The organism is Streptomyces sp. NPDC101194 (assembly GCF_044767885.1).
Taxonomy (GTDB): Bacteria; Actinomycetota; Actinomycetes; order Streptomycetales; family Streptomycetaceae; genus Streptomyces.
In genome coordinates, this window is the sequence record NZ_JBIWOS010000015.1 from 1 (window position 1) to 23,592 (window position 23,592).

A 23,592-nucleotide genomic window follows, 5' to 3' on the forward strand; every position below is an offset into this window, starting at 1 on the left:
ACACTCTCTGGGGCTTTCCTCCGGGCTTTTCCCTTCGGTCTTGCGTTTCCGACTCTATCAGACTCTTTCGTGTCCGATTCCCGGTCGAAGCGGGGCCGCTTTCCAGTTCCACGCTTTCGCGTTTCCCTTTCCGGCGAGTCCGACTCTATCAGGCCTTTTCCATTCCCTTGACCAACCACCTGCAGACATGCGGGTGCCGATCCGGGTTTAGAGTCGGGTCTTGAAAGTCGTCACCGGCCCCCGACGTGAAGTCGTGGCAGGGCCAGGCAGATGCACGAGAGTACAGGCCTCCGAGAGTCGAGGCAAATCGTTTCCGGTGCCCTTCTAAGGTCGCGAACCGTCAGGACTCGGGCGGAACCGGAACTTCCTATGACTTACGCTGCTGAACAGCACGGCGTCGTCCGCAAGGCGTGACGGCGCCATTCGAGCTCCACCCCTGGGAGGTTCCCCATGACCACTGTGACGTCCCCCCTCGCCGGACGTGCCATCGGGCTCGCCGCCGTACCGGACCCGGTCTTCTCCGGCGCGATGGTGGGGCCTGGAACCGCCATCGATCCCGTACGTGAGTCGTCCGATGCCGTCTCGCCCGTCGACGGCATCGTCGTCTCCCTGCACCCGCACGCGTTCGTCGTCGTGGACGAGCACGGGCACGGCGTGCTCGTCCACCTCGGCATCGACACCGTTCAGCTCAACGGCGAGGGCTTCGAGCTCCTCGTGAACAAGGGGGACACGGTCACCCGCGGTCAGGGCATCGTGCGGTGGGACCCCGCGGGCGTCGAGGCGCTCGGAAAGTCTCCCGTGTGCCCGATCGTCGCACTGGAAGCCACCGCTGATTCCCTCTCCGACGTCCGCGAGGACGGCGATGTGAAGCTCGGTGACACACTGTTCGGCTGGCAGTGACGGGCTCGGCACGGTGACAGCCGACTGGATATCCATCGCGGGGGCAGGGACCGCCGCACGACCGGAGACGGGTGACATGGAGACAACGCTGCGAGGCGTCGGTGTGAGCCACGGAGTGGCGATCGGCGAGGTGCGTCATATGGGTACGGCGGTGCTCGAACCGCCGGCCAAGCAGATCCCGGCCGAGGACGCGGAGCGTGAGCAGGGGCGCGCTCGCCAGGCGGTGGAGGCCGTGGCGGCCGACCTGATCGCACGCGGCAATCTCGCCGGTGGCGAGGCTCAACACGTGCTGGAGGCCCAGGCCATGATGGCTCAGGACCCCGAGCTGATGGCTGATGTCGAGCGGCGTATTGCCGTCGGCAGCAGCGCCGAGCGTGGCGTGTACGACGCGTTCGCCTCCTACCGGGCGCTGCTGGCCAATGCCGGGGAGTACCTGGCGGGGCGCGTCGCCGACCTCGACGACGTGCGCAACCGGATCGTGGCGCGGCTGCTCGGCGTGCCGATGCCCGGTGTGCCGGACAGCGACGAGCCCTACGTCCTCATCGCACGGGATCTGGCGCCCGCCGATACGGCGCTGTTGGACCCGGCACTGGTGCTCGGCTTCGTGACCGAGGAGGGCGGGCCCACCAGCCACAGCGCGATTCTGGCACGAGCACTCGGGGTGCCGGCCGTGGTGGCGCTCCCCGGCGCCTGTGAGCTGGCCGAGGGCACGGTCATCGCGGTGGACGGCAGCACGGGTGAGATCTTCGTCGAGCCCAGCGCCGCGAAGCGGGCGGAGATGGAGAGCGCCGCCGCGGCCCGCAAGGCCGCGCTGTCCGCTTCGACCGGCCCGGGCGCGACTTCGGACGGTCACAAGGTCCCGCTGCTCGCCAATGTGGGCGGGCCGGGCGATGTGCCGGCGGCGGTCGAGGCCGGTGCGGAGGGCGTGGGGCTGTTCCGTACCGAGTTCCTCTTTCTGGACGACAGCGAGCGGGCGCCGTCCGAGGAGAAGCAGGTCGCGGCCTACCGCGCGGTGCTCGAGGCATTTCCCGAGGGGCGTGTCGTAGTGCGGGTCCTGGACGCAGGAGCCGACAAGCCGCTGAACTTCCTGACCCCGGCGGACGAGCCGAACCCCGCTCTGGGTGTGCGCGGGCTGCGGAGCCTGCTGGACCACCCCGATGTGCTGCGCACCCAGCTGACCGCGCTGGCGAAGGCGGCCGAGGGCCTGCCCGTCCACCTTGAGGTCATGGCCCCGATGGTGGCGGACCGTACTGACGCGAAGGCCTTCGCCGACGCCTGTCGCGAAGCCGGGCTGGGTGCGAAGTTCGGTGCGATGGTGGAGATTCCGTCCGCCGCTCTGCGCGCACGCTCGATCCTCCGGGAAGTGGAGTTCCTCTCCCTGGGCACCAATGACCTGGCCCAGTACACCTTTGCCGCCGATCGCCAGGTGGGTGCGGTGTCCCGGCTGCAGGATCCGTGGCAGCCCGCACTGCTCGATCTGGTGGCGCTGTCGGCGCAGGCGGCCGCGGCTGAGGGCAAGAGCTGTGGTGTCTGTGGTGAGGCCGCCTCCGATCCGCTGCTCGCCTGTGTTCTCACGGGGCTCGGTGTGACGTCGCTGTCGATGGGGGCGGCGTCCATTCCCTATGTCCGTGCCACGCTGGCCAAGTACACGCTCGCTCAGTGCGAGCGTGCCGCCGCCGCCGCGCGCGCGACGGACTCCGCCGAAGAGGCGCGGACGGCTGCCCAAGCGGTGCTGTCGGGCGAGTAGTCCTGCGTCGTCGGAGGTGGAGGGGGCTTCCTGCCACGTGGCGGGGAGCCCCCTCGGCCCGTCAGTCGTGCGGGTCCGGTTCATCGGCGCCGAGGTCGAAGCCCGCGCAGTACTCCACCCGCGACTCCGGGGCGACGGGTTCGCCGGTTTCGGCGTCGGTGCAGTAGGCGCTGAACACCTCGCCGGCCGTGAGCGGGGTCAGGTTGCCGCCGACCAGCCGCCAGCCGTGTACCCGGTCGTCGGCGCCGGCCCTGCTCGTGCGGAGTACGACTCCCCCCGGCTTTTCGAGGGCGATGCCGACGGCGAGCACCGTGACGAACTCCGTTCCCTCCGCCGATTCGATGCGGGCCGGCCCGGCGGTGACGCGCTCGGTGTGCAGGACGGCGAGGAGGTGCTCGTTCTCGGTGGGGGTGCTGCAGACGAGGTGGTGGGTACCCGGTCCGGCGGTCTCCAGCATGCGCAGCAGGAGGTGCGAGGCCCGGTCGAAGGCGGCGCGGCCGACGTCCTGGCCGCAGTCCGCGCATTCTCCGAGTCCGGCCAGGAGCATCGTGGCGTACTCCCAGGTGGCCTGGCGGACGGCTCGGCCCACCAGGAGCGGGATCAGGCTGTCGATGGTCTGTCCGGTGTACGCGACGGTGGCACCGGCCGAGGCGATCTCGGCGGTGAAGCGGCTGCGGCTGGCGGGGGCGTCGGGAGCGATCTCCGACTCGCGGCAGAACTCCGCGTACTCCTCCGGGTCGAAGAGAGCGACCGTGGTGTGCATTCCCTGTGCGGCGAGGGTCTTGAGCAGACCCTCGACCTGCCGCAGATAGACACTGTGGTCGTCGAAGGTGAAGGTGCGGTAGCGCTGCATCGCCGCGAAGTCCTGCTCGTCGGCCAGGAGGCCGATGGTGCTCGGTGCTTCGCGGCGCAGCGTGCGTCGCATGGATGTGCCCGACCGGCTGGAACCGCTGGTCGTGATGTGCTTGGTGTTCCTGGTCCGCGCCATGATTCCCCCAGTGCGCCGTCGATCATTGCTCACTCAGAGTAGTCACGGGCACTGACAACGTGGCCGGTCAGAGACGCTTACGGGCGAGGTCCTCGTAGAAGTGGAGGAGTTCGAGGTTGTCGATCGAGCCGGGATTGACCGCCTTGGCCAGCGCCGTGCCTTGGAGGAGGCGTTTGACCGGAACCTCGATGCGCTTGCCGGTGAGGGTGTGCGGGATACCGGGGACCTCGATGACCTCATCCGGAACGTGGCGCGGGGAGAGGTTCTCGCGGATGGTCCGCTTGATGCTTTCGCGCAGGTCGTCGTCGAGTGCTGCGCCGTCGGCGAGGTGGACGAAGAGCGGCATCCAGTAGCCGCCGTCGGGTTCCTCGATACCGATGACGAGGGATTCCCGGATCTCGGGAAGCCGCTCGACCGCTTCGTAGATGTCCGCGGAGCCCATCCGTACACCCTGGCGGTTGAGCGTGGAGTCGGACCGGCCGTGAATGACGACCGAGCCGTGCTCGGTGAGCGTGATCCAGTCTCCGTGGCGCCAGACGCCGGGGTACATGTCGAAGTAGCTGTCGTGGTAGCGGCTGCCGTCGGGGTCGTTCCAGAAGCGGATCGGCATGGACGGCATGGGGGCGGTGACGACGAGTTCGCCCACCTCACCGACGAGTGCCTTGCCCGCGGGGTCCCAGGACCGGAGGTCCGTGCCGAGACAGGGGGCCTGGAGTTCGCCGATGTGCACCGGAAGGGTGGGGACCGCGCCGGCGAAGCAACTGCACACGTCCGTCCCCCCGCTGACGGAGGCGATCCAGAGGTCGTCCGCGACTTCGTCGTGGAGCCAGCGGAATCCGTCGGGCGGCAGCGGGGATCCGGTGGTGGCCACGCATTGGACGCGTGAGAGGTCAAAGTCGCGGCCCGGGTGGATACCGGCCTTGCGGCAGGCCATGACGTAGGCGGCGGAGGTGCCGAAGAGGGTTGTTCCGGTCTGCTCGGCGACGCGCCACTGGGCGCTGACGTCCGGGTAGCCGGGGCTTCCGTCGTACAGGACGAGTGTGGTTCCGGTGAGCAGGCCCGAGACGAGGAAGTTCCACATCATCCAGCCGGTGGAGGTGTACCAGAAGAACCGGTCGTCGGGGCCGAGGTCGCAGTGCAGGCCGACCTGCTTGAAGTGTTCCAGCAGGATGCCGCCCTGGGACTGGACGATCGCCTTCGGGAGCCCGGTGGTCCCGGAGGAGTACAGCACCCACAGCGGATGGTCGAAGGGGACCTGCTCGAAGACGGGCGCGGTGTCCGCAGCGGTGAGGGCGGACCATTCGAGGGCGCCCTCCGGGGCCTCGGTGCCCAGCAGCGGGATGTGGACGACGGCGCGCAGCGTGGGCAGTTCGCGGCGCAGCTCGGCGACCGTGTCGGTGCGGTCGTGCTCCTTGCCGCCGTAGCGGTAGCCGTCGACGGTGAAGAGGACGACGGGTTCGACCTGCTGGAAGCGGTCGAGGACGCTGCGGGCGCCGAAGTCGGGAGCGCAGGACGTCCAGACGCCGCCGACGGCCGCGGTGGCGAGGAAGGCGACGACGGCCTGGGGGATGTTGGGGACGTACGCGCTGACGCGGTCGCCCGGTGTGACGCCGAGGGCGCGGAGTTCGGCGGCGAGCGATCCGACCCGGCGGCGGAGTTCGGACCACGAGACGGCGGCCTGGGTGTGGGTCTCGTCGACGTGGAGCAGGGCCGGGGCGTCGGCGCGCAGGGGGTCTTCCGCGGTGCGCAGGGCGTGTTCGGCGTAGTTGAGGGTGGCGCCGGGGAACCATTGGGCGCCGGGCATGGTGCGGTTGCCGAGGACGGACTCGTACGGGGTGGAGAAGCGTACGTCGAACCAGTCGGCGACGGCCTGCCAGAAGGTGTCGAGCTCGTCGACCGACCAGCGGTGCAGGGCCGGGTAGCCGCCGTCGGACGGTGCTCCGTACCGCTCGGCCGCCCAGCTCTGGAAGCGGGTGACGGCCGCGGCCGCGATGCGGTCGGGGCCGGGCTGCCAGAGGGGGGCTTCGTTGGCTGCTGCGGTCATGGGGCGGCTCCCTGGCTGACGGATACGCGGGATGGGCGCGTGGGTCCGCGCACACGTGCTGGGGTGTGCGCGTGAGGCGGCTTTTACGGACGATGCCACGTGATCGTCTTTCGCACCAGGGTTCACCACCCGTGGTCGCGTGTCCGGACATGTGGTCCGGCCATGGGTGAACGGAAGTTGAACGAAGCCCGCACCCGCCCTGTCGGATGGCAGGGTGAGCTGCATGGACGGTCGTGACCTGGTGCGCTCGGTGAAGATGGTCGGTTCGGTGCAGGGGCTGCGCACGGTGCGCGCCTCCTGGCGCCGCCGGAACGCGGATGCGCGGGCACTGCCGCGGCGCGGTGCGGAGCGGGCCAGGGTGCCGGGCCTGGTGGTGGGGGCGGAACCGGGGCCGGGCGGCGGCGTGGTGCGATTCGCGCGGTCGGAGCTGCGGGTCCGGGTGTCGGTGGGCGGTGCGGTGTTCTGGGGCTGGGACGGGGCGGAGCCGTTGCCGTCGTACGCACTGGCCGGTGCGGCGCCCGAGGCGGATCCGCGGGCCGAACTGGAGCCGGACAAGGACGGTGGCTGGCAGGTGGTGTCCGAGCGGCTGACCGTTGCGGTGTCGCGGCACGGGGCCGTGGAACTGCGTACGCCCGGCGGCGTGGTGCTCCGGCGCGAGCTGCCGCCGCGCTGGTGGGAGCCGGTCGCGGGTGGCGCCGCGCGGTGGGTCCAGCGTTCGGAGGTGCCCGCGGACGCCCGGTTCTTCGGACTCGGCGGACGGGCGTCCGGGCCTCGGCTGCGCGACGGTGTGTACGCGCTGTGGAACACCGATCCGGGCGGGCGCTTCGGTCCGGACGACGATCCGCTGTATCTCACGATGCCGGTGCAGTTGGTGGTCTCCGACGCGGGGACGCATCTGGTGTTCCACGACAACACCTGGTCGGGGAAGGTGAAGCTGCGGGAGGGCGAGGAGGGTGCGGGATCCGGCCATGACCGGCCGGGGATGTGTGAGGTGCGGATGGACGGGGGGCCGCTGCGCTGTTGGGTGATGGCCGGTACTCCGCCCCGGGTGCTGCAGAGCTGGACGGCGCTCACGGGTGCGCCCGCACTGCCGCCGTCCTGGGCGTTGGGACCGCAGCATGCCCGTTGGGGGTTCGGGAGCGAGGGGGAGGTCCGGCGGATCGTCGCGGGGTACCGGGAGCGGGGGCTGCCGTTGTCCGTGCTGCATCTGGACATCGACCACTACGACGCGCACCGGGTCTTCACGGTCGACCGTGAGCGCTTTCCCGATCTGCCGGGGCTGGCCGAGGAACTGCGTGAGGACGGGGTGCGGCTGGTGTCGATCGTCGATCCGGCGGTGAAGGCGGAGCCGGGGAACGCGGTGTTCGACACGGGTACGGCGGTCGGCGGCGGCGCGTTCGTCCGGGACGCCCGGGGCCGGGTGGTGCGCGGGGAGGTGTGGCCGGGTGAATGCGTGTATCCGGACTTCACCGATCCGCGGGTGCGGGAGTGGTGGGGCGGTCTGTACGAGGAGCGGCTCGCGCAAGGGTTCTCCGGGGTGTGGCACGACATGAACGAGCCGGTGTCGTTCGCGGCGTTCGGGGATCCCTCGCTGCCGCGGTCGGCGCGGCATTGTCTGGAGGGCCGCGGGGGCGATCACCGCGAGGCCCACAACGTCTACGGTCTCGCGATGGCGCGCGCCGGGTACGAAGGGCTTCGTCGGCTGCGGCCGGAGACACGTCCGTTTCTGTTCTCGCGTTCCGGCTGGGCGGGGATGCAGCGGTACGGGGGCACCTGGTCCGGTGATGTGGGGACGGGCTGGCCCGGACTTCGGGCCTCGCTGGCGCTGGTGCTGGGGCTGGGGCTGTGCGGGGTCCCGTATTCGGGGCCGGACATCGGCGGGTTCGACGGGTCGCCGTCGCCCGAGTTGTATCTGCGGTGGTTCCAGCTCGGTGCGTATCTGCCGCTGTTCCGTACCCATGCGGCGATCGACGCGGGGCGGCGGGAGCCGTGGGAATTCGGCCCGCGGGTGCTGGAGCACGCGCGGGCCGCGCTGGAGGAACGGGAGCGGCTTCGTCCGTATTTCGTGACGCTGGCGCAGCTGGCCCGGCTGACCGGTGCCCCGTATGTGCGACCGCTCTGGTGGCGGGCGCCCGGGGAGCGGGCGTTGCGGGAATGCGAGGACGCCTTCTTGCTGGGTGACGCGCTGCTCGTGGCGCCGGTGCTGGAGCGGGGCGTGGATCGCCGGGCGGTGCGGTTGCCGCGTGGACGTTGGTACGACACGGCGACGGGCGAGGTGTACGAGGGGCCCGGTCAGGTGTTGATCGATGCTCCGCTGTCACGGGTGCCGGTGCTGGCGCGGGCCGGTTCGGTTCTGCCGGTGCGGGGTGCGGACGGGGGTGTGGAGCTGGAGGTGTGGGCTCCGGCCGCGGGACGCAGCGGGGGCGGTCCGGTGGTCCGGGACGCGGGTGACGGCTGGGAGCGGGTGGAGGTCGAGCGGTACACGTCGCGGCTGGTGGACGGGAAGGTTCTGGTGGAGCGGGAGGGCGGGGAGGGGCCGGTGGACCGCCCGGTGCGCGTACGCGGCCTGTAGGCCGGGCAGCCGCGCGGCGAGGGGGCGTGCCGGTCAGTGGTATCCGCCCTCGAACCAGGTGCGGGCAGCCAGGGTGTGCAGCGGGAAGGCGAGTTCGGTGGGTGCGCGGAGCAGTCGGAAGCCGCTCGTCTCCTCGGTCGGCCCGGAGGGTGGGAGGGCGGCTGCGGGTCGCTCGGGGAGCAGGCCGAAGAGGAGCAGGTGGCCGTCCCGGGCGCTGAGGGCGTCGGCGAGGCGGACGTCCTGTTCGTCGGCCTCGATGCCGGTCTCCTCACGGAGTTCACGTACGACGGCGTGCCTCCAGTCCTCGTCGTGGTCGATGAAGCCGCCGGGAAGGGCGAGCCCGCCGCGTCGGGGCGGGATGGCACGGATGACGGTGACGAGCCCGGTGCCGTCCCGGTCGGTGACGGGGAGCAGGGCCACGGCGACGGGCAACGGGTTGCGGTAGGCCCTGTCGCCGCAGACGGCGCAGGTGCGGGGCCAGGTGATGGGGGACGTCGAGGCGGCGTACGGCGCTCCGCAGCTCCCGCAGTGGGAGTCCTTGACCGGCTTCTCGGAGTTGCTCGTGGGGTCGGACACGCGCGGACTGTACCGGATCGCCCGCCGGGTGGCCCCGCATTGCTGGATTATGTGCTCATGACAGGTATCGCATCCGCTCTCCGTGCCCTGGCGGCCGCTGCCGCCGCCCTGCTCTCCGTCACCGTCACCGCCCCCGCCGCGCAGGCGGACCCCGAGCCGAAAGCGCCCGCGGAATTCGTCGCACTGCGTTCGGTGGATCCGACGATCATCCAGGAGATGCGCTACCCCACCGCGCACAACTTCATGGGCGTGCCGGTGGACGGCTACCGCCAACCGCTCTGCATCCTCACCCGGCCCGCGGCCCGGGCGCTGCACCACGCCCAGACCCGCCTGCTGCGCCAGGGCTACTCGTTGAAGGTGTACGACTGCTACCGGCCGCAGCGGGCGGTCGACCACTTCGTACGGTGGGCGGAGGATCTCGGCGACGAGACGATGAAGGGCGAGTTCTATCCGCGGGTCGACAAGTCGCGGCTGTTCGCGGACGGTTACATCGCGGAGAGGTCCGGGCACAGCCGTGGCAGCACGGTGGACCTGACGTTGGTGAAGCTGCCCGCCGCACCGCCGGGACCGTACCTGCCAGGAGGGAAGCAGGTGCCCTGCTACGCGCCTCGGGCCGACCGTTTCCCGGACAGTTCCGTGGACATGGGGACGGGCTTCGACTGCTTCGACACGCTCTCCCACACCGATGACCCGCGCGTCCAGGGGTCCCAGCGAGCCAATCGGCAGTTCCTGAAGAAGACGCTCACCGACGCCGGATTCGTGAATCTGGCCGAGGAATGGTGGCACTACACCTTCAAGCCCGAGTTGTTCCCCGACACGTACTTCGACTTCCCCGTGGCCCGGAGGTCCGTCGCCGGGCACTGACAGGAGGAAGGAGAACGGGTGGCTCCTCCGGGTTCCGGCCGCCCGTTCTCCCTCTCGGGTACGGATCGACCGTTTCCGGTGGCCGTGTGAGCCATTACGGTGCCCGTATGTCACAGCAGACGTTCGATTCATATGAAGAGTTCTGGCCCTACTACGTCGCGATGCACTCCAGGGCCGCGACGCGGTGGGTCCATCTGACGGGCACCCTGACCGGACTCGCGATCACCGCCTACGGCCTGGCGCGGGGACGCCGGAGGTACGCGGCCGCTCTGCCACTGATCGGGTACGGGACCGCCTGGCCCGCCCACTTCCTGATCGAGAAGAACAATCCGGCCACCTTCGGGCATCCCGCGTGGTCGCTGCGTGGCGACGTGCAGATGATCCGGATGATGCTGGCGGGCCGCGACCGGGAGCTGGCGGAGATCGCGGCCAAGTGGCTTGCCGACAACCGCTGATCCGAGACTTTCCGGCCTTGCGTCGGCAGTGTGCGGGGCCGGCTCGTCGGTCTGCGTCCCGCCTCAGGACGCCTTCTGGCGCGGCCCTCGGCGCGCAGGTCGACAGTCGGCACGCCGTTCTCGCCACGCGGCACGGTCCGGCCGTACCTACACCGCTGCCGGCCGTCCGGACGCCCGCCGCGTCCCCCGGCCCCGACGTCCTCGTGTGCCGGACCGTCCGGCCGCTGCCCGGGCAGCCCCTGCTGCCCACTGTCTTGACGGGTCATCGTCCGGGGTGAAAAATCCATGCCCGGCCAGGCCACGACGCGCGGCCCGCACCCCGGTCGGCGGGGGTGCGGGCCGCGTCGACCGCGTCGTGGCCGGACGGGCGTCTCCTATGTCGTCGCGGGCTCGCGAGGACGCTCCACGCGGGCCACCGCGTGCTCGACGACCGTCACCAGTACGTCCCGTGCGGAGGAGCGGTCGCGGGCGTCGCACATGACCACCGGTACCTCCGGATCGAGGTCCAGTGCCGCCTGTACCGTCTCGATGGGGAACGTGTCGGCCCCCTCGAAGCAGTTGACGGCGACGGTGAACGGAATCGCGCGGCGCTCGAAGTAGTCGACCGCCGCGAAGCAGTCCTCCAGTCGCCTGGTGTCGGCGAGTACGACCGCCCCCAGCGCACCCTGGGCCAGTTCGTCCCACAGGAACCAGAACCGGTCCTGCCCCGGAGTGCCGAAGAGGTAGAGCACCAGGTCCTCGCGGAGCGTGATCCGGCCGAAGTCCATGGCGACCGTGGTCGTGGTCTTCGCCTCCACACCCGCCAGATCGTCCACCGGACGGCCCGCCTCGCTGAGTCTCTCCTCCGTGCGCAGCGGCCTGATCTCGCTGACCGCGCCGACCAGAGTCGTCTTGCCCACTCCGAAGCCGCCCGCCACCAGGATTTTCAGGGTAACGGGCTCCACGGGCCGCCTGTTGCGGCTAGAGCGCCCGAAGGCCATTGATCACCTCGCGAAGAATGTTCACGTCCGGCAGTTCGGCCGGCGGAACGGGACGGGTTACGTGCACCAGCTCGTCCTCGACGAGATCGCCGACCAGCACCCGGACCACTCCGACGGGGAGATCCAGGCCGGCCGCGAGCTCGGCTATCGACTGGGGCATGTCACTGCAGAGTTCGACGATCTCCACGTGTTCGGGGGAGAGCGTCTGGTCCCGGCCGGGGTCGTCGGCCGCGGGTTCGGGGACGACGACCGCGATCAGGTCGAGTCGATGGCGCAAGGCGCTGCTGGTACGGCCCCGGGTCATCGCGTACGGACGGACCACCGGTCCGGCGTCGGCGTCGTACCAGCGCGAGGCCTGCGGGTCCGTCGGCGTGGCCGGTGATCTGGAGGAGTCAGCGCTCATGCCGTCCATTCACCCCCCGGCGGACTGACCGGTCGTCCGGGGCGCGTTGGCCAGGTGGGCACCCACGCGCTTCACCATCAGCGTCATCTCGTAGGCCACCAGACCGACGTCGGAGTCGGCGTCGGCCAGCACGGCGAGACAGCTGCCGTCGCCGGCCGCCGTGACGAAGAGGAACGCCTCGTCGAGTTCCACGACGGTCTGGCGGACCCGGCCGGCGTCGAAGTGGCGTCCCACGCCCTTGGCGAGGCTGTGGAATCCGGAGGCGACGGCCGCCAGATGCTCGCTGTCCTCGCGGGTCAGGTCCTTGGACGTGCCGGTGGCGAGGCCGTCGCTGGAGAGCACCAGCGCCTTGTGGATGCTGGCGACGCGCTCGACGAGTTCGTCGAGGAGCCAGTTGAGCTGGCCTGAGCCCCGGCGTGCGACGTCGGGTGCTGCGGCGTTCGGTGCGGTCATGGACCGTCCCCTCCCGGAGTGGTTCCTTGTGCTGTGTCACCGGGACCGGTCACGTCCTCGGCGTTCTGCCGGCGGCCGCGCTGCCAGCCGCGCTGGAGCGAAGCCATGCGGCTGCGTACCTCGTCCGCGTCCCGTTCGAAGTCCTGAGCCGATTCTGTTCGGGTCGGCTCCGCGTCACGGCCGCCCGTGACTTCGCGAAGCTGCGGGGCGAGACTGGCCTGCCGGATGCGCCGGGGCAGCCCGCCCACGGTCTCTCGGGCCGGGCTCGGGGCCTTCGGAGGCGCGGGTTCGACGGGTGAGTCGGACTCCGCGGGTACACCGGGATCGCCAGGTGGAACGGACGGCGACGGGGTGCCCGGCCCGGTGGGTTTCCGGAAGCCGGTCTGCTGCTGCGGTCCTGCGGCTTGTCGCGGCTCGGCGGGCTCGCCGGTGTCGGCAGCGGGGCGCCAGGGACCGGCGGCCACGGGCCTGACCTCGGTGTCGGCACCCGGGCCGTCGGCGTCGGCCGGGCCGGGTGCGGGATCGCGCTCCGCGCTCGGCGGGTGGGAACGGCCCGACTCGTCGACCCGGCGGCCGTTCTCGGTGACCAGCGTCGGAGGTTTGCGACGGGGCAGCGGCACCGGGGCACCGGGCCGCTTCGCCCGTGCACCGGCCGCCGGTTCCCCCACCTGGTCGGAGGCCTGCTGGTGCTGCTCGCGGTCGCCGTCGCGCCGCAGGTCGCGGGCGCGGAAGATTCCGCCGCGTTCGCTCTCGGTGTCGTCGAGGTCGGAAGCGCCGCCCAACAGGGGGGCCAGACCCGCGTCGAGCAGCGGATCGAGTGCGGGGTCGCTCTCGAAGTCCATTGCTCCCACGGGTCCTTCGAGCTCGACCGGCCCGTCCAGGAGGGCCGGGTCGACGAGGCCGGTGGGGACCGGGGCCAGACCGGATGGCCTGCCGTTGGCCCGACGGTCCGGCGCCCCGTCCCTGCGGTCCTTGTCGCTTCCCGGTCCCTGACCGGCTGCCCGTGCACCATCGCCGATCGCCTTCTCGGACCGGCGGTCGAGGCGGAATCCGGTGCCGTGCGTCTCCGGGGCGTCCGTGAGCAGCGCCGCAGGGATGAAGACGACGGCGGTCGTGCCGCCGTACGGGGACTTCTGCAGCGATACCCGGACGTTCTGCCGCTGGGCGAGGCGGCTGACCACGAAGAGACCCAGCCGGTCGGTGTCGGAGAGTTCGAACTCGGGGGTCTCGGCGAGCCTCAGGTTCGCGTCGAGCAGGACGTCGGGAGCCATGCCGAGACCACGGTCGTGGATCTCCAGCGTGAAGCCGTTGGCGACGCGTTCACCATGCACCTGGACCGCGGTGTGCGGGGGCGAGAACACGGTGGCGTTCTCCAGGAGTTCGGCGATCAGATGGGTGAGGTCGGCCACGGCGGGGCCGCCCACTCCGATGCGGGGAAGCCGACGGACCTCGATCCGCTCGTAGTCCTCGACCTCGGCGACCGCTGCCCGCACCACGTCCATCAGCTGGATCGGCTTGCGCCACTGACGTGAGGGTGCGGCACCGGAGAGGATCACCAGACCCTCGGCATGGCGCCGCATACGGGTGGTCAGGTGGTCGAGACGGAAGAGGTCCGCGAGTTCGTCCGTGTTCTCGGTGCGGCGCTCCATCGCATCCAGGAGCGTCAACTGCCGGTGCAGGAGCACCTGGTTGCGGCGGGCGAGATTGACGAAGACCTCGGACACCCCGCGCCGCATGTCCGCCTGCTTGACCGCGGCTTCTACAGCGGCCCGTTGCAGGGTGTTGAGGGCTTGGCCGACCTGGCCGATCTCGTCGCGTTCGTACTGCAGATGCGGTGCTTCGGTCTCGACGTCGACCTGTTCGCCCGCGGCGAGCCTGCGCATCACGCTCGGCAGCCGTATCCCGGAGACCTCATGGGCGTCCTTGCGGAGCCGGGAGAGGTCGCGGATGAGCTCCCGGCCGATGCGCACGGAGACGAACACCGAGGCGAGCAGGGCGAGAAAACCGAGGACGCCCGCGATACCGGCCTTGATCAGAACGCTGTAGCCGGCCGGCTTCCCACGGTCCTGGAAGCGGTTGTTCAGTTCGGTGGAGTCGTTGGCCAGCCGGTCCAGGACCGGCGGTGCCACTTCCTGCCAGCGCTCGGCGTCGACCGCACGTGGTTCGTCGGTGGGACCGGCGTCGATGAGCGTGTTCTCCGCGGTCCTCAGCGCTTCGCTGTCCGGGCTCGCCCAGTACTGCTCCACGCGCTGGCGCTCCGACGCGGGCAACATCTCGCCGTTGATCTCGTAGAGCAGCTTGCGATTGGCGACGAGGTCGGAGATCTGGCGCAGTTCGGAAGCGGTCAACCGCCCGGCGATGAGTGCCGACGCGACCAGGGCGTCCTCGCGGGAGAGCATTTCGCGGGCTCGTGAGATGCCGACCAGCGCACGGACCTGCTTGTCCATCGATACGTTCTCCATCGTGCGGAGACCGTTCAGAAAGCGGTAGCAGGGATCTATGAGCCGGTCGTAGAACTCCATTGCCTTCGAGCGGTCGATGGTGCGTTTGTCGACCGAATCGCGGAGTGCGCCCAGACCCTCGACCGATCCGAGGACCGAGTTCAGCTGCGTTTCGTCCTCGGGTCGCAGTGCATCGCGAATGTCCTGCTGCCGTGCACTGTTGCGGACGTCCGCCACGACACGGTCGGTGTTCGCCCGTCGGCGCTGCAGAAGAGGGAGGGCGTCGGAGGCCCGGGGATCGGCGAGGAAGACGAGAGTCTGGCGGCGCTCGTCCTGAATCGCGCGGACGGTGTCCTCCAGAGGATGACCGACCTTCTCCACGACGGTGCTCGCACTCATCAGATGGCCGGCCTCACGCCCCGTCAGGAAGGTGGCGAAACCCCAGAGCCCGGTGAGGGAGACGAGCGGCACCAGGAGCAGCGCCACGATCTTCCTGCGGATGGACTTCCCGCGAAAGCGCATGGCCTCCCCCAGCCCGACCCCACGGGGCGGGGGTCGTGTTCCGTCAACAAACGGCGCGAGCCTACTACCGACAGAGAGGCAACCCGAAGAGATGTCCGGATGATTTTCAGCCGCGCTCCTCGACGTCGATCATGAGTTGTCCCGGTATTCCGGGCAATGAAATCCACGAAAGCGACAGAAGAGACCTGTCAGAGCTTCACGTTGCCCGGCAAGGCAGTTGGCTGGAATTCTTCGCTCGATGATGGTTCGGGGGGAATCTTCACGGCGGTTCACTCGTCTCTCTGTACGGGGCAGGGAGAACACGTGGAGTGCCCGGGGCAGGATGGTCCGATCCGCTCACGTGGAAACGAAGCGTGCCGGGCAGCAACCCTGAGGTCGGACAGCGGTGGGGAGTTGAGGTTCCTTGGATACGGAAGAGCGTCGGAGCCGGGTGCCGTCGGCATCGGTCGCGACGACGGCCCCGGCGGTGACCGGCGGGGCGAAGATCCCGCGCCCGCGCCGGCAACTCTGGGTGGAGGAGCCTGCGACGCGGCGGCGGATGCCGGACCCCGTCCGTACCGCCGCCGTGCGTGCCGTACTCATCATGTCGCTGACGATCATCCAGGCCATGGTGGCGTTCCTCTGCACGCTGACGGGATCCTGGCTGGCCTTTCCGATGGTGCTGAGCAGCGTGGGCAGCACGGTGGTCGCCACATGGTCGGTGCTGGACGTCTGGATCACCCGGCAGGTCTGGAACCAACGCAACGGTGTGGTGTCCATACCGAGCAGTTCGGCACGGCAGTTGCGCCGTGAGCGCCGCAGAGCCCGCCGGGCGGCGCGGACCGCACAGCGTGAGGAAGCCCGGATACGTCGCCGGGGCGCGGGCAGCCTCTCGCGGGCGTGAGGGCATCGGCCCTGCCCGGCGGAGAGAACCACCGGTGCTCGGGGGGCTCCGGTGGCCCTGTCCGGCGGAGAGGTCCGAGCCCCGGCGGGGTGTCGTCAGGGGACGGATGCCGCGAGGTGTTCCTGTTCCTCGCGCCTGCCCACCGTGCTCACCCGTCGTGCCCGTTCCCCGCGCCTGGCTCACGGCACCGACCCGTCCTGCTTGTTTCGCGCCCGCTCGTCGTGCTCACGCGTCGGACAGGCCCGGGGACGGGATCCGAGCGCTCTCGGGCGGCGTCGTCGTTCGCTTGAACATGCGGGTGGCGGTGATCTCGCCGTGCACCGTCACACCGTTCGGGTCCTGCTGCGGCAGCCCGGGACGCAGGTGCTCCTCCACGCTGATGTACTTCAGCCCGGCCCGCAGGTCGGCGTCGTTGCGCAACCGGATCACCAGCGGGAATTCGGCGAGCGCCGTGGTGTCGAACAGCCCTGTCGTATAGAGCAGCTGCACGCCGAGGGCGTCCGACACCGCACGCTGGAGCTCCAGCAGATAGGTGGCGTTGGCACGGCCGATGGGATTGTCCAGGAACAGCGTGCCCGCGTGCCGGTGCTGGTGCCGGTCACGGCCCCGGTCGTTGCTGCGCAGCGCGGCCATCGTGCAGTACAGGGCGATGGCCGCGGTGAGCAGCTGGCCGCCGGAGAAGACGTCGCCCATCTGACCGACCGGGACGCGTTCGGCACGGAGCACCGCGTCCGGCTTGAGGATCTCCACGGCGATGCCCTTGGGTTCCAGTGCCGCCTGTACACCGCGCAGCAGGAGCGACATGCCGTCCCTGCGCAGATCGGAGTTCTTCTTCAGGGCGGCGCGGGTGGCCTCGTCGATGACCTCGCCGAGCCGTTCGGTGAGGGTCGCCTGGTCGGGTTCCTCGAAGCGGATCCGTAGGAACTCCTGGCCCGACCACTCCCCCAGCCCTTCGGGGAGCTGGGAGAGCCGCTGGGCGGAGCGCAGAGTGGTGAGCGCGGACTCCACGAGGCCGCGGAGCCGGTCGACGATGGAGTCGCGGTTGCGCTCCAACTGGGCCAGCTCGTCAGTGAGGACGCGCAGCCGGGGTGCGAAGGCCGCCGCCCACTTCTCTGCGTGCTCGGGCAGCGCCGCGGCCGGCAGCTCGCGGATCTGCTGCCGGGCGGGCGTACGGACCTGTTCGTAGCGGGTGGAGTTGGCGTGCCGTACGAGGACGTCGCCGGCTTCCCTCACTGCGCTCTCGGCCGCGGACAGGTCGGCGGCGCAGCCGCGCAACGAGCGGCGGGCCTCGGCGGCCGACTGCCGGGCCTCGTCGAGACTGCCCGGGTAGGGCTCGGGGGCCTCGGTGTCGTCGTCCGTGCCGTGGTCCCTGAGGAGGTCGCGCAGAAGTGCCGCGGTCTCGTCGAAGCCGCCTGCCGAGTCCTCGGCGGTGCGGTGGGCGTGCAGCAGTTCGGCGTGGGCGGCGCGTGCGGTGTCCAGGGCCGCGGTGGCGGAGGCGAGTTCGGCCGTGGCGGTGCGCAGGAGGTTCTGGGCCTGCTCGGCGTCGGCCGGGACCAGTTCGTCGGGGAGTTCGGTGTGATGCGTCTCGCCGTCGACCGGGGCCAGGCGCTCGGCCTCGCCGCGCAGTCGGCCCAACTGCTCGCTCGCGGTGGAGGCCCTGGTCTCCAGGAGATGGACCAGGGACTCGGCGCGGGCGGCCGCAGCCTGCCGGGACGGGCCGTCGGCGCCGTCCGTGCCTTCGAGGAGCTGGGCGGCCCGGGTGCGGACCTTGTTGGTGAGCCGGTCCAGCTCGGCGAGGGCGGCGCTCTCGTCGCTCTCCGCACGGGCCTGTTCGGCGCGCAGGTCGGCGCCCACGCCCACCTTCTCGTACAGCTGGGACGCGGCCCGGTACGCCTCCCGCAGTGCCGGCAGGGCGGGGCGCGGGGTGTCGCCCGCGGGCTCCGGGAGGTGCTCCGGCGCGCCCGCGATCTCGGCGCGTTCGGCGCGCAGCGCGCGGGCGGTGCGACGGGCGTCGTCGGCGGCGCGCTGGGCGGCCCTGCGGTCCTCGTCGGCGGCACGGGCCCGCTCCAGGCAGACCGTGGCACGTGCCTCGGACTCGGCCGCCTCGTCGACCAGTTCGCGCAGTTTCGTCTGCCAGCCCGCGCGTTCGCGGAGCCGGAAGGCGAGGCCCGCGAGGGCGTCGGCGGCGCGGCGGGCGCGCTGGGCGGCCTCCTGGCGCTCCTCACGGACACGGGCGGTGTCCGCGGCGGCCTCGTCGGCCTCGGCGCGCACGGTTCGGGCTTCTGCGAGGGCGGCTTCCGCCGACTCCGCGACCGTACGGGCGGTGTCCGCGGCCTCGGCCAGCTCGGCCAGCATGCCGGGAGGGCAGTCGGCACGCCAGGAACCGATCCGGGCGGCGAGGGAGCGGTCGGCGGTCAGGCGGGCCGCGAGGATCCGGATGTCCTCGTCGCGAGCGGTGGCCCTGCTCCTGAGGGCCTGCCGCTCCTCGTCGGCCGCGTGTTCGTCGTGCATCGCCGGGTTCGGCGGGACGAGGAACACCCCTTCGGCGCTCGCGGCCGAGCCCGCCCCGGCCGCCGGGACGGGGGCGAGCAGTGCGGCGGCGGTCCCCACGGCGACGGCGGAGCGCGGCAGCAGGGCGGCGCCGCTCAGGACCTCGCGGGCTCGGGCGTGCGAGTCGGGGTCGGTGATGACGACACCGTCGACGAGTTCGGGGCGGGCGGCGAGTACCGACGCGTGGTCGGCGGGGTCGACGGCCTGGGCGAGGTAGCGCCAGCCGGGCAGGGCCGGGATGCCGTGCTCGCCGAGGTACTCGACCGTGGCGAGGACATCGGGGCCGGGCGGCAGCAGTCCGCCGTCGCCGAGTGCGCCGAGGATGCGGGAGTCGTCGGCGGCCGCGGTGCGCAGTTCGAAGAGGCGGCGCTCGGCCGAGCCGATGCCCTGGTCCAGGAGCTCCCGCAATTCGTCGGCGCTGCGGTCGAACTCCTGGGCGGTGAGCGGCTGTTGGTGTGCGTCGGGCTGTTCGGCCGTGACGGTGTGCGTGCCGTGGGCGGGCTGCCCCGTCCGGCCCGCCTGCTCCGTGGCCGCGATGGTGGCGGGCCGTCGCTCGGTGCCGGTCGGGTCGGTGTCCGTTCCTCGGCCGTCCGCGCCGTACGGGGTGTCGGTGTCCGTCTCGGTGCCGGCCGCCGCGCCACGGGGCCGAGGAACGCCGGTTCCCTGCGCGGAGGGCAGGCCGAGCAGGTCGGCCAGACGGTGGTCGGACGCGAGGGACTCGGCGGCGTTGAGCTCGGCCTCGTACGACTGTTCCGCGGCCCGTGCGGCGTCGGAGGCGCGGGCGGCGGCGAGTTCGGCGCGGCTCTCGGCGGCGGCGGCCTCCCTGGCCAGATCGGCCCCGGCGCGGGCGGCCTCCCTGGCGGTGTCCCACGCTGCGACGGCGGACTGCTCGGCGTCGCTCGCGGCGAGGGCGGCTCGCGCCGGGTCGGCGTCCGGCGCGGTGTCGTCGAGCCAGCCGGCCCGTACCGCCTGCGCCGTCTCCTGCTCGACCTCGGCGAGGCGCTGGCGCAGATGTCCCGCCTCGCTGCGGGCACGCTGGGCCTCGGTGGCGGCGGTGGTGGCGTCGCGGTGGGCGGTCTCGCCCACGGCCTGGAGGGTGCCGGAGCGCTCCTCCTCCTCGTTGGCCAGTTGCTCACCGGCCTCCGCCGCGGTGTGCAGGGCCCGTACGAGATCGGCGGCGGCCTCGGCACGGGCGGCGAGCGCGGGCGCGGCGTCCCGCTCGGCCTCGCGGATGGCGACGGCGACCCGTGCCGACCGGTCGGCGGCGGCGCGGTGGCGCAGCACGGCCTCGGCGGCCTGCCAGGCGGAGTGCAGCGTGCGGGCTTCGCCCAGCTCGCGACGCTGGGCGGCCGCGCCCTTCTCCGCCGCGGTCAGGGCCAGCGAGGCGTGCCGGTAGGCCAGTTCGGCGGCGATCAGGGCGCTGCGGCTGCGGGCCCCCTCGGCCGTCATGACGGTGTGCGCGGCGCCCGTCACCTGCTGGGCCAGCTCGGCGGTCCGGCCGCGCTCCCGGCCCGCGCGGGCAAAGAGCCTGCGGGCGAGCGTACGGGTGCGGCGTTCGGCCCCCGCGTGGACGTCCCTGGCACGGGAACGAGTGGCCGTGGCCTCCACGATCCGGCCGAGCAGATCGACCGAACCCGCGGTGAAGTCGCGCTCCGCGGTCAGCTCCGCCCGGCGGCCCAGCTTGTTGCCGAAGCCGCTCACCAGGTCGGCGAGGCCGTCCGTGTCGCGGGTGTCGGTGACGGCGCGGAGCAGCAGGTCGGTGAAGTCGGAGTCCTTCTTGACCGCGAAGAGGCCGGCCGCCTCGCCCTCGTCGGCGTTCATCTCTCGCTGGTAGCGGAAGAGTTCGGGGTCGAGTCCGAGGTCGCCGAGGTGCTCGTTCCAGCGGTCGTGGATCTCCTCCCAGTGGACGTCGAGGTGCTGGTAGAACTTGCCGGCCTCGGTCAGGGCGTCACGGAAGCCCTTCATCGTCCGCCGTCGGCCCTGCGCGCCGGAGACGCCTTCGACCGGGCGGTGCACGGAGGTCGCCTCGGCGACCGGCAGGGAGTCCAGGCTGAGTCCGGGCCCGGGGCGGAAGGAGTACCAGGCCTCGGCGAACTTCCTGGGGTCGTTGGAGACCTGGCGTCCACGCCACTCGCTGACCTTGCCGACGACCACGCATTCGCCGGTGAGGGTGTGCTGCCATTCCAGGGCGACATGCCCGCAGTCGTCGGCGAGCAGGAACTTGCGCAGCACGCCGGAGCTGGCGCCGCCCAGGGTGTTGCGGTGGCCGGGCAGCATCACCGAGAAGATCAGCTTCAGCAGCACCGACTTCCCGCCGCCGTTCTCCAGGAAGAGCACCCCGGCGGGGGCGGGGCGACGCGGCGGGCCGACCGGCTCCTCCTCGAAGAACTCCGCCTGGGCCGGGGCGGGGTTGGGCACGGGCTCGCCCACTCCGCGCAGGTCGAGCACGGTGTCGGCATAGCGCGCGCCGGCAGGCCCGATGGAGTAGAGGCGGACCCGGGACAGCTCGTACATGGCGGCGGACTCTCGTCGTTCAGGGAGCGGGGGGAGACGGCGGTGGTGGGGCGGGCCGGTCAGGCGTGGAAGGGCAGACCGGCGTCGGCGGCCAGCTCCAGGTCGTCGGCGTCGGGCGGTGGCAGCAGCGTCGCCGTTCCGTCGGTGACCGGTACGACTCCGAGCTCCAGCAGCTCGGCCATCGCGGCGCCGCCGGCCATGTCACGGACCTGGAGCTGGTAGCGGGCGGTGGTGCGGAAGGCGCCTCCGGCGTCGTCCCCGGTGCGCTGGAGGAAGCCCGCATCGGTGAGGAAGGCGACGGCCTTGCCGACGATGCCGGTGGTGGAACCGGCCAGTCTCCGGGCGTCCTTCGTCGCTCCGGTGGCGCTGCGCCGGGCGTAGATGCGCCAGGCCGCCTCCAGTCCGGGGGCATCGGTGGCCGGGTCGGTGTTGTCGCCGTGCTCCTCCGCGCGCTCCTCCAGCCGATGGCACGCCTGGCGTACGAACGAGTCGACGCCGTTGACGGTGATCCGGCCGATGTACGCGTCGTCGGCGAGGTCCTCGGGACGGGGGAAGGCCATCGCGGCGACGGCGAGGTGCGCGAGCCCGTGCAGGAACCGGTCGGCGGAGTCGGACGACGCGCGACGGGCGTAGTCGCCCATGCGGACGGCGAAGACCGAGTCCTCACCGGCGGTGACGGCCATCCCGGCGCGGGTGGACACCTCCAGCACGACCAGGCCGAGTCCGGTCGCCACGGCGTCGGCGAGCCGGGCGAAAGCGGACTCCTCCCGGTAGCGGCGGAGCAGTTCGGCATATTCGGCGTCGCGTGCCGGCAGCAGTTTGGGCTGGAGTCCGAAGGCGACGAGCCGGGCGGCGTCGGCCGCGTCGGCCGGGGTGACGGGTGCGGTGGCAGGCCCGGCCGGGTCCGCGCAGGCCGTGCTCTCGGTCGCGTACGCGGCGGTCGGCTCGCTCCACGCGTCGGCGTGCTGTGCGCGGTGGTCGCTCACGACTGTCGCTCCTTGCTGCGGAAAGTCTTCGGTGCGGGATGGGCGGGGTGGACGGCGCCGGCTCTCGCCCCGTCCGTCCCGAGCGGCGCGGCTCCGACCGGTCGACCGGTGGGGCGGCGACGCTCCCGGACGAGGTGCGCCGGTCGGATCGGCGGCTCGTGCGCCTCCTGCGGCGCGCCCCTCATGATGCCTCCGAGCGGTCCGCGGCCATTCCGGCCGCGTCCAGCAGGGCCGTACCCACTATCAGATCCGCGCCGCCGAACTCCGGGTCGTCGAGCTGCGTCCCGTCGTCGACGGAGAACAACAGACGCTGCTCGCCCTGCCGGTAGGCGGTGCCGACCGGCGGGCTCGCGGCGTGCACCGCGAGCAGGGCGACCAGATAAGGCAGTTCGGGATCGCGGCGCCGGGCCTCGGCGAGGAGTCCGGAGAGCCGGCGCGGGGCGTCGTGCTCCAGATCCAGGAGTTCCATGGCGCTCGCGAGCTGCTCCTCGCTGAACCGGCTGTCGTCCGGAGTGGCGATCAGATCGGGTTCGGGCATCTCGGCGCCCAGGTGCTCGCGCTCCACGGGAGGCGTGAGCAGCATGTCGACGAGGTCGCCCACCCGCACCGAGGTGGGGGTGCGCAGTCCGGTGCCATGGGCGAAGAAGGCGTCCGTGACGCGGATGGCGTGTTCGACGGGGAGCGGGAGCAGCGGGCCGACCAGCTGACCGTACAGATCGAGGCCGGTGCGGGCCGCAGGGGTGGCGAACGCCTGCCTGTCCTGTTCGGCACGGAACAGCGGCCCGGCTTCCAGCAGACGGGACTGCAGCTGGGTGTGGCGGCGGATGCAGTCCTTGACGATGTCGACGAGCTCGGCGGCGCGCCGCTTGTGCTCGGGCTCCTCCGCCTCGTCGCGCGCCTTGCGGATGTTGGTGAGGATCGCGTTCTCGTGGCGGTAGCGGTCGGCGACGTGATCGAGCGCTTCGGCGATCATGTCGGGTACGGCGTTGAGCCAGTCGACGGCCCGGACGTTGCGCCGGGTGGCCTCCAGCGTCTTGCGCAGGGTCTCCGCGTACTGCACGGTGCGGTAGCGGGCCTGCTCCGCGGCGAGCTGGGCATCCGCGAGGCGGCCCCGGCTGATGAGGACCTCCAGCTTCACCTCGGCGGCGATCTGGGCGCTGGTGACATCCGTGTCGAGGGCTCCGACCAGGACGTTGACCGCTTCGTCGGTGGCCCGGAGAAAGACGGTGCCACCGTGTCCGGGGACCTCTTCGATCAGCTTGAAGTCGTAATCACGGCGGACATACACCCCATCAGGGCCGAAAGTGCCGTACACCGCACGGAATCCGCGGTCGACGCTGCCGACATTGATCAGGTTCTCCAGCACCCAGCGGGCGACCCGCTCGTGCTCGGCGGCCGGGCGGTCCGGGGCCTGGGCGGCGACGCGGGGAAGGACCCTGGTCACTATCTGGTCGTGGTCGGCACCCGTGTCGAAGTCCATGTTGAGGGTGACGAGGTCGATGACGGCGAGCGCGATCTCGGCCATCGTGTAGACCGTGTACTCGCCGGCCAGATTCGCCTTGCGCACATCGAGATCGTGCAGCGGCGCCGTGCAGGCGAGCGCGCGCAGCCGCCGCGAGAGCCCCTCGTCGGCGGCCGGGCCCGGGGCGGGCCGCGGCCCCGCGCTGAGCTGGGGCGCAGCGTTGTCCGTGTAGGCAGGCGAAGTCACGCTGCA

General features: G+C 71.6%; 16 protein-coding genes. 6 read left to right on the plus strand and 10 right to left on the minus strand.

The genetic code is table 11. The annotated features are described in order from the left end of the window. The first annotated feature begins 450 nt into the window (after positions 1 to 450). Together ACIRP2_RS36080 and ptsP are read left to right on the plus strand one after the other, a co-directional pair. Positions 451 to 900, plus strand: coding sequence for a PTS glucose transporter subunit IIA (locus ACIRP2_RS36080; RefSeq protein ID WP_404257935.1), 450 nt, complete (start codon positions 451 to 453; stop codon positions 898 to 900). A 76-nt stretch (positions 901 to 976) separates the two neighbouring features. After that, a complete protein-coding gene (gene ptsP / locus ACIRP2_RS36085) occupies positions 977 to 2,647 on the plus strand; it encodes a phosphoenolpyruvate--protein phosphotransferase (protein WP_404257937.1) in 1,671 nt (556 codons plus the stop codon). Between the two features lie 61 nt (positions 2,648 to 2,708). Here ptsP and ACIRP2_RS36090 read toward each other — a convergent pair whose 3' ends face one another. Next, entirely contained in the window at positions 2,709 to 3,635 is a 927-nt protein-coding gene (locus tag ACIRP2_RS36090; RefSeq protein WP_404257939.1) for a hypothetical protein, read from the minus strand. Between the two features lie 67 nt (positions 3,636 to 3,702). After that, on the minus strand, positions 3,703 to 5,679 hold the full coding sequence (locus tag ACIRP2_RS36095; protein ID WP_404257941.1) for an acetoacetate--CoA ligase: 1,977 nt from the start codon (positions 5,677 to 5,679) through the stop codon (positions 3,703 to 3,705). Between the two features lie 223 nt (positions 5,680 to 5,902). Between ACIRP2_RS36095 and ACIRP2_RS36100 the strand changes: the two genes are divergently transcribed. Next, the gene (locus ACIRP2_RS36100) at positions 5,903 to 8,251 is read left to right on the plus strand and encodes a glycoside hydrolase family 31 protein (protein ID WP_404257943.1); all 2,349 of its coding nucleotides are present in this window, start codon (positions 5,903 to 5,905) and stop codon (positions 8,249 to 8,251) included. 33 nt (positions 8,252 to 8,284) lie between these two features. On the opposite strand, the gene ACIRP2_RS36105 is transcribed toward ACIRP2_RS36100, so the two are convergent. Further along, positions 8,285 to 8,827, minus strand: a complete 543-nt coding sequence (locus tag ACIRP2_RS36105; RefSeq protein WP_404257945.1) for an NUDIX domain-containing protein — start codon at positions 8,825 to 8,827, stop codon at positions 8,285 to 8,287. Between the two features lie 57 nt (positions 8,828 to 8,884). Between ACIRP2_RS36105 and ACIRP2_RS36110 the strand changes: the two genes are divergently transcribed. Further along, the gene (locus ACIRP2_RS36110; protein WP_404257947.1) at positions 8,885 to 9,691 is read left to right on the plus strand and encodes a M15 family metallopeptidase; all 807 of its coding nucleotides are present in this window, start codon (positions 8,885 to 8,887) and stop codon (positions 9,689 to 9,691) included. A gap of 107 nt (positions 9,692 to 9,798) precedes the next feature. Then, positions 9,799 to 10,146 carry an Mpo1-like protein gene (locus tag ACIRP2_RS36115; protein WP_376281694.1) on the plus strand — a complete coding sequence of 116 codons (348 nt, stop codon included), beginning with the start codon at positions 9,799 to 9,801 and terminating at the stop codon, positions 10,144 to 10,146. Positions 10,147 to 10,520: 374 nt separating this feature from the next. Here ACIRP2_RS36115 and ACIRP2_RS36120 read toward each other — a convergent pair whose 3' ends face one another. From ACIRP2_RS36120 to ACIRP2_RS36135, 4 genes are read right to left on the minus strand one after another with little or no spacing between them, the layout of a single operon-like run. Then, complete coding sequence (locus ACIRP2_RS36120; protein ID WP_404257950.1) at positions 10,521 to 11,126, minus strand: GTP-binding protein; 606 nt, start codon at positions 11,124 to 11,126, stop codon at positions 10,521 to 10,523. Continuing rightward, entirely contained in the window at positions 11,107 to 11,529 is a 423-nt protein-coding gene (locus ACIRP2_RS36125) for a DUF742 domain-containing protein (RefSeq protein WP_404257952.1), read from the minus strand. The genes ACIRP2_RS36120 and ACIRP2_RS36125 overlap by 20 nt, the downstream gene beginning before the upstream one ends. Positions 11,530 to 11,538: 9 nt before the next feature. Further along, complete coding sequence (locus ACIRP2_RS36130) at positions 11,539 to 11,982, minus strand: roadblock/LC7 domain-containing protein (RefSeq protein WP_404257954.1); 444 nt, start codon at positions 11,980 to 11,982, stop codon at positions 11,539 to 11,541. Further along, positions 11,979 to 14,945, minus strand: a complete 2,967-nt coding sequence (locus ACIRP2_RS36135; protein WP_404257956.1) for a nitrate- and nitrite sensing domain-containing protein — start codon at positions 14,943 to 14,945, stop codon at positions 11,979 to 11,981. Before ACIRP2_RS36135 ends, ACIRP2_RS36130 begins: the two co-directional genes overlap by 4 nt. A 403-nt stretch (positions 14,946 to 15,348) precedes the next feature. Here ACIRP2_RS36135 and ACIRP2_RS36140 point away from each other — a divergent pair, with 403 nt between their 5' ends. Continuing rightward, positions 15,349 to 15,828 (plus strand): hypothetical protein, encoded by a 480-nt coding sequence (locus ACIRP2_RS36140; protein ID WP_404257958.1) that lies wholly within the window; start codon positions 15,349 to 15,351, stop codon positions 15,826 to 15,828. A gap of 225 nt (positions 15,829 to 16,053) precedes the next feature. Here ACIRP2_RS36140 and ACIRP2_RS36145 read toward each other — a convergent pair whose 3' ends face one another. The 3 genes from ACIRP2_RS36145 to ACIRP2_RS36155 form a co-directional block, all read right to left on the minus strand. After that, positions 16,054 to 20,892, minus strand: coding sequence for a hypothetical protein (locus tag ACIRP2_RS36145; protein ID WP_404257960.1), 4,839 nt, complete (start codon positions 20,890 to 20,892; stop codon positions 16,054 to 16,056). Between the two features lie 59 nt (positions 20,893 to 20,951). Next, positions 20,952 to 21,878 (minus strand): hypothetical protein, encoded by a 927-nt coding sequence (locus tag ACIRP2_RS36150; RefSeq protein ID WP_404257962.1) that lies wholly within the window; start codon positions 21,876 to 21,878, stop codon positions 20,952 to 20,954. 181 nt (positions 21,879 to 22,059) lie between these two features. Next, complete coding sequence (locus tag ACIRP2_RS36155; RefSeq protein WP_404257964.1) at positions 22,060 to 23,586, minus strand: hypothetical protein; 1,527 nt, start codon at positions 23,584 to 23,586, stop codon at positions 22,060 to 22,062. Between the last annotated feature and the right edge of the window lie 6 nt (positions 23,587 to 23,592).

Coding starts and splice junctions, on each gene's coding strand:
- ACIRP2_RS36135 (WP_404257956.1), bottom strand. CDS start 14,945: ATGCGCTTTCGCGGGAAGTCCATCCGCAGGAAGATCGTGGCGCTGCTC.
- ACIRP2_RS36080 (WP_404257935.1), top strand. CDS start 451: ATGACCACTGTGACGTCCCCCCTCGCCGGACGTGCCATCGGGCTCGCC.
- ptsP (WP_404257937.1), top strand. CDS start 977: ATGGAGACAACGCTGCGAGGCGTCGGTGTGAGCCACGGAGTGGCGATC.
- ACIRP2_RS36095 (WP_404257941.1), bottom strand. CDS start 5,679: ATGACCGCAGCAGCCAACGAAGCCCCCCTCTGGCAGCCCGGCCCCGAC.
- ACIRP2_RS36120 (WP_404257950.1), bottom strand. CDS start 11,126: ATGGCCTTCGGGCGCTCTAGCCGCAACAGGCGGCCCGTGGAGCCCGTT.
- ACIRP2_RS36100 (WP_404257943.1), top strand. CDS start 5,903: ATGGACGGTCGTGACCTGGTGCGCTCGGTGAAGATGGTCGGTTCGGTG.
- ACIRP2_RS36115 (WP_376281694.1), top strand. CDS start 9,799: ATGTCACAGCAGACGTTCGATTCATATGAAGAGTTCTGGCCCTACTAC.
- ACIRP2_RS36145 (WP_404257960.1), bottom strand. CDS start 20,892: ATGTACGAGCTGTCCCGGGTCCGCCTCTACTCCATCGGGCCTGCCGGC.
- ACIRP2_RS36090 (WP_404257939.1), bottom strand. CDS start 3,635: ATGGCGCGGACCAGGAACACCAAGCACATCACGACCAGCGGTTCCAGC.
- ACIRP2_RS36130 (WP_404257954.1), bottom strand. CDS start 11,982: ATGACCGCACCGAACGCCGCAGCACCCGACGTCGCACGCCGGGGCTCA.
- ACIRP2_RS36110 (WP_404257947.1), top strand. CDS start 8,885: ATGACAGGTATCGCATCCGCTCTCCGTGCCCTGGCGGCCGCTGCCGCC.
- ACIRP2_RS36125 (WP_404257952.1), bottom strand. CDS start 11,529: ATGAGCGCTGACTCCTCCAGATCACCGGCCACGCCGACGGACCCGCAG.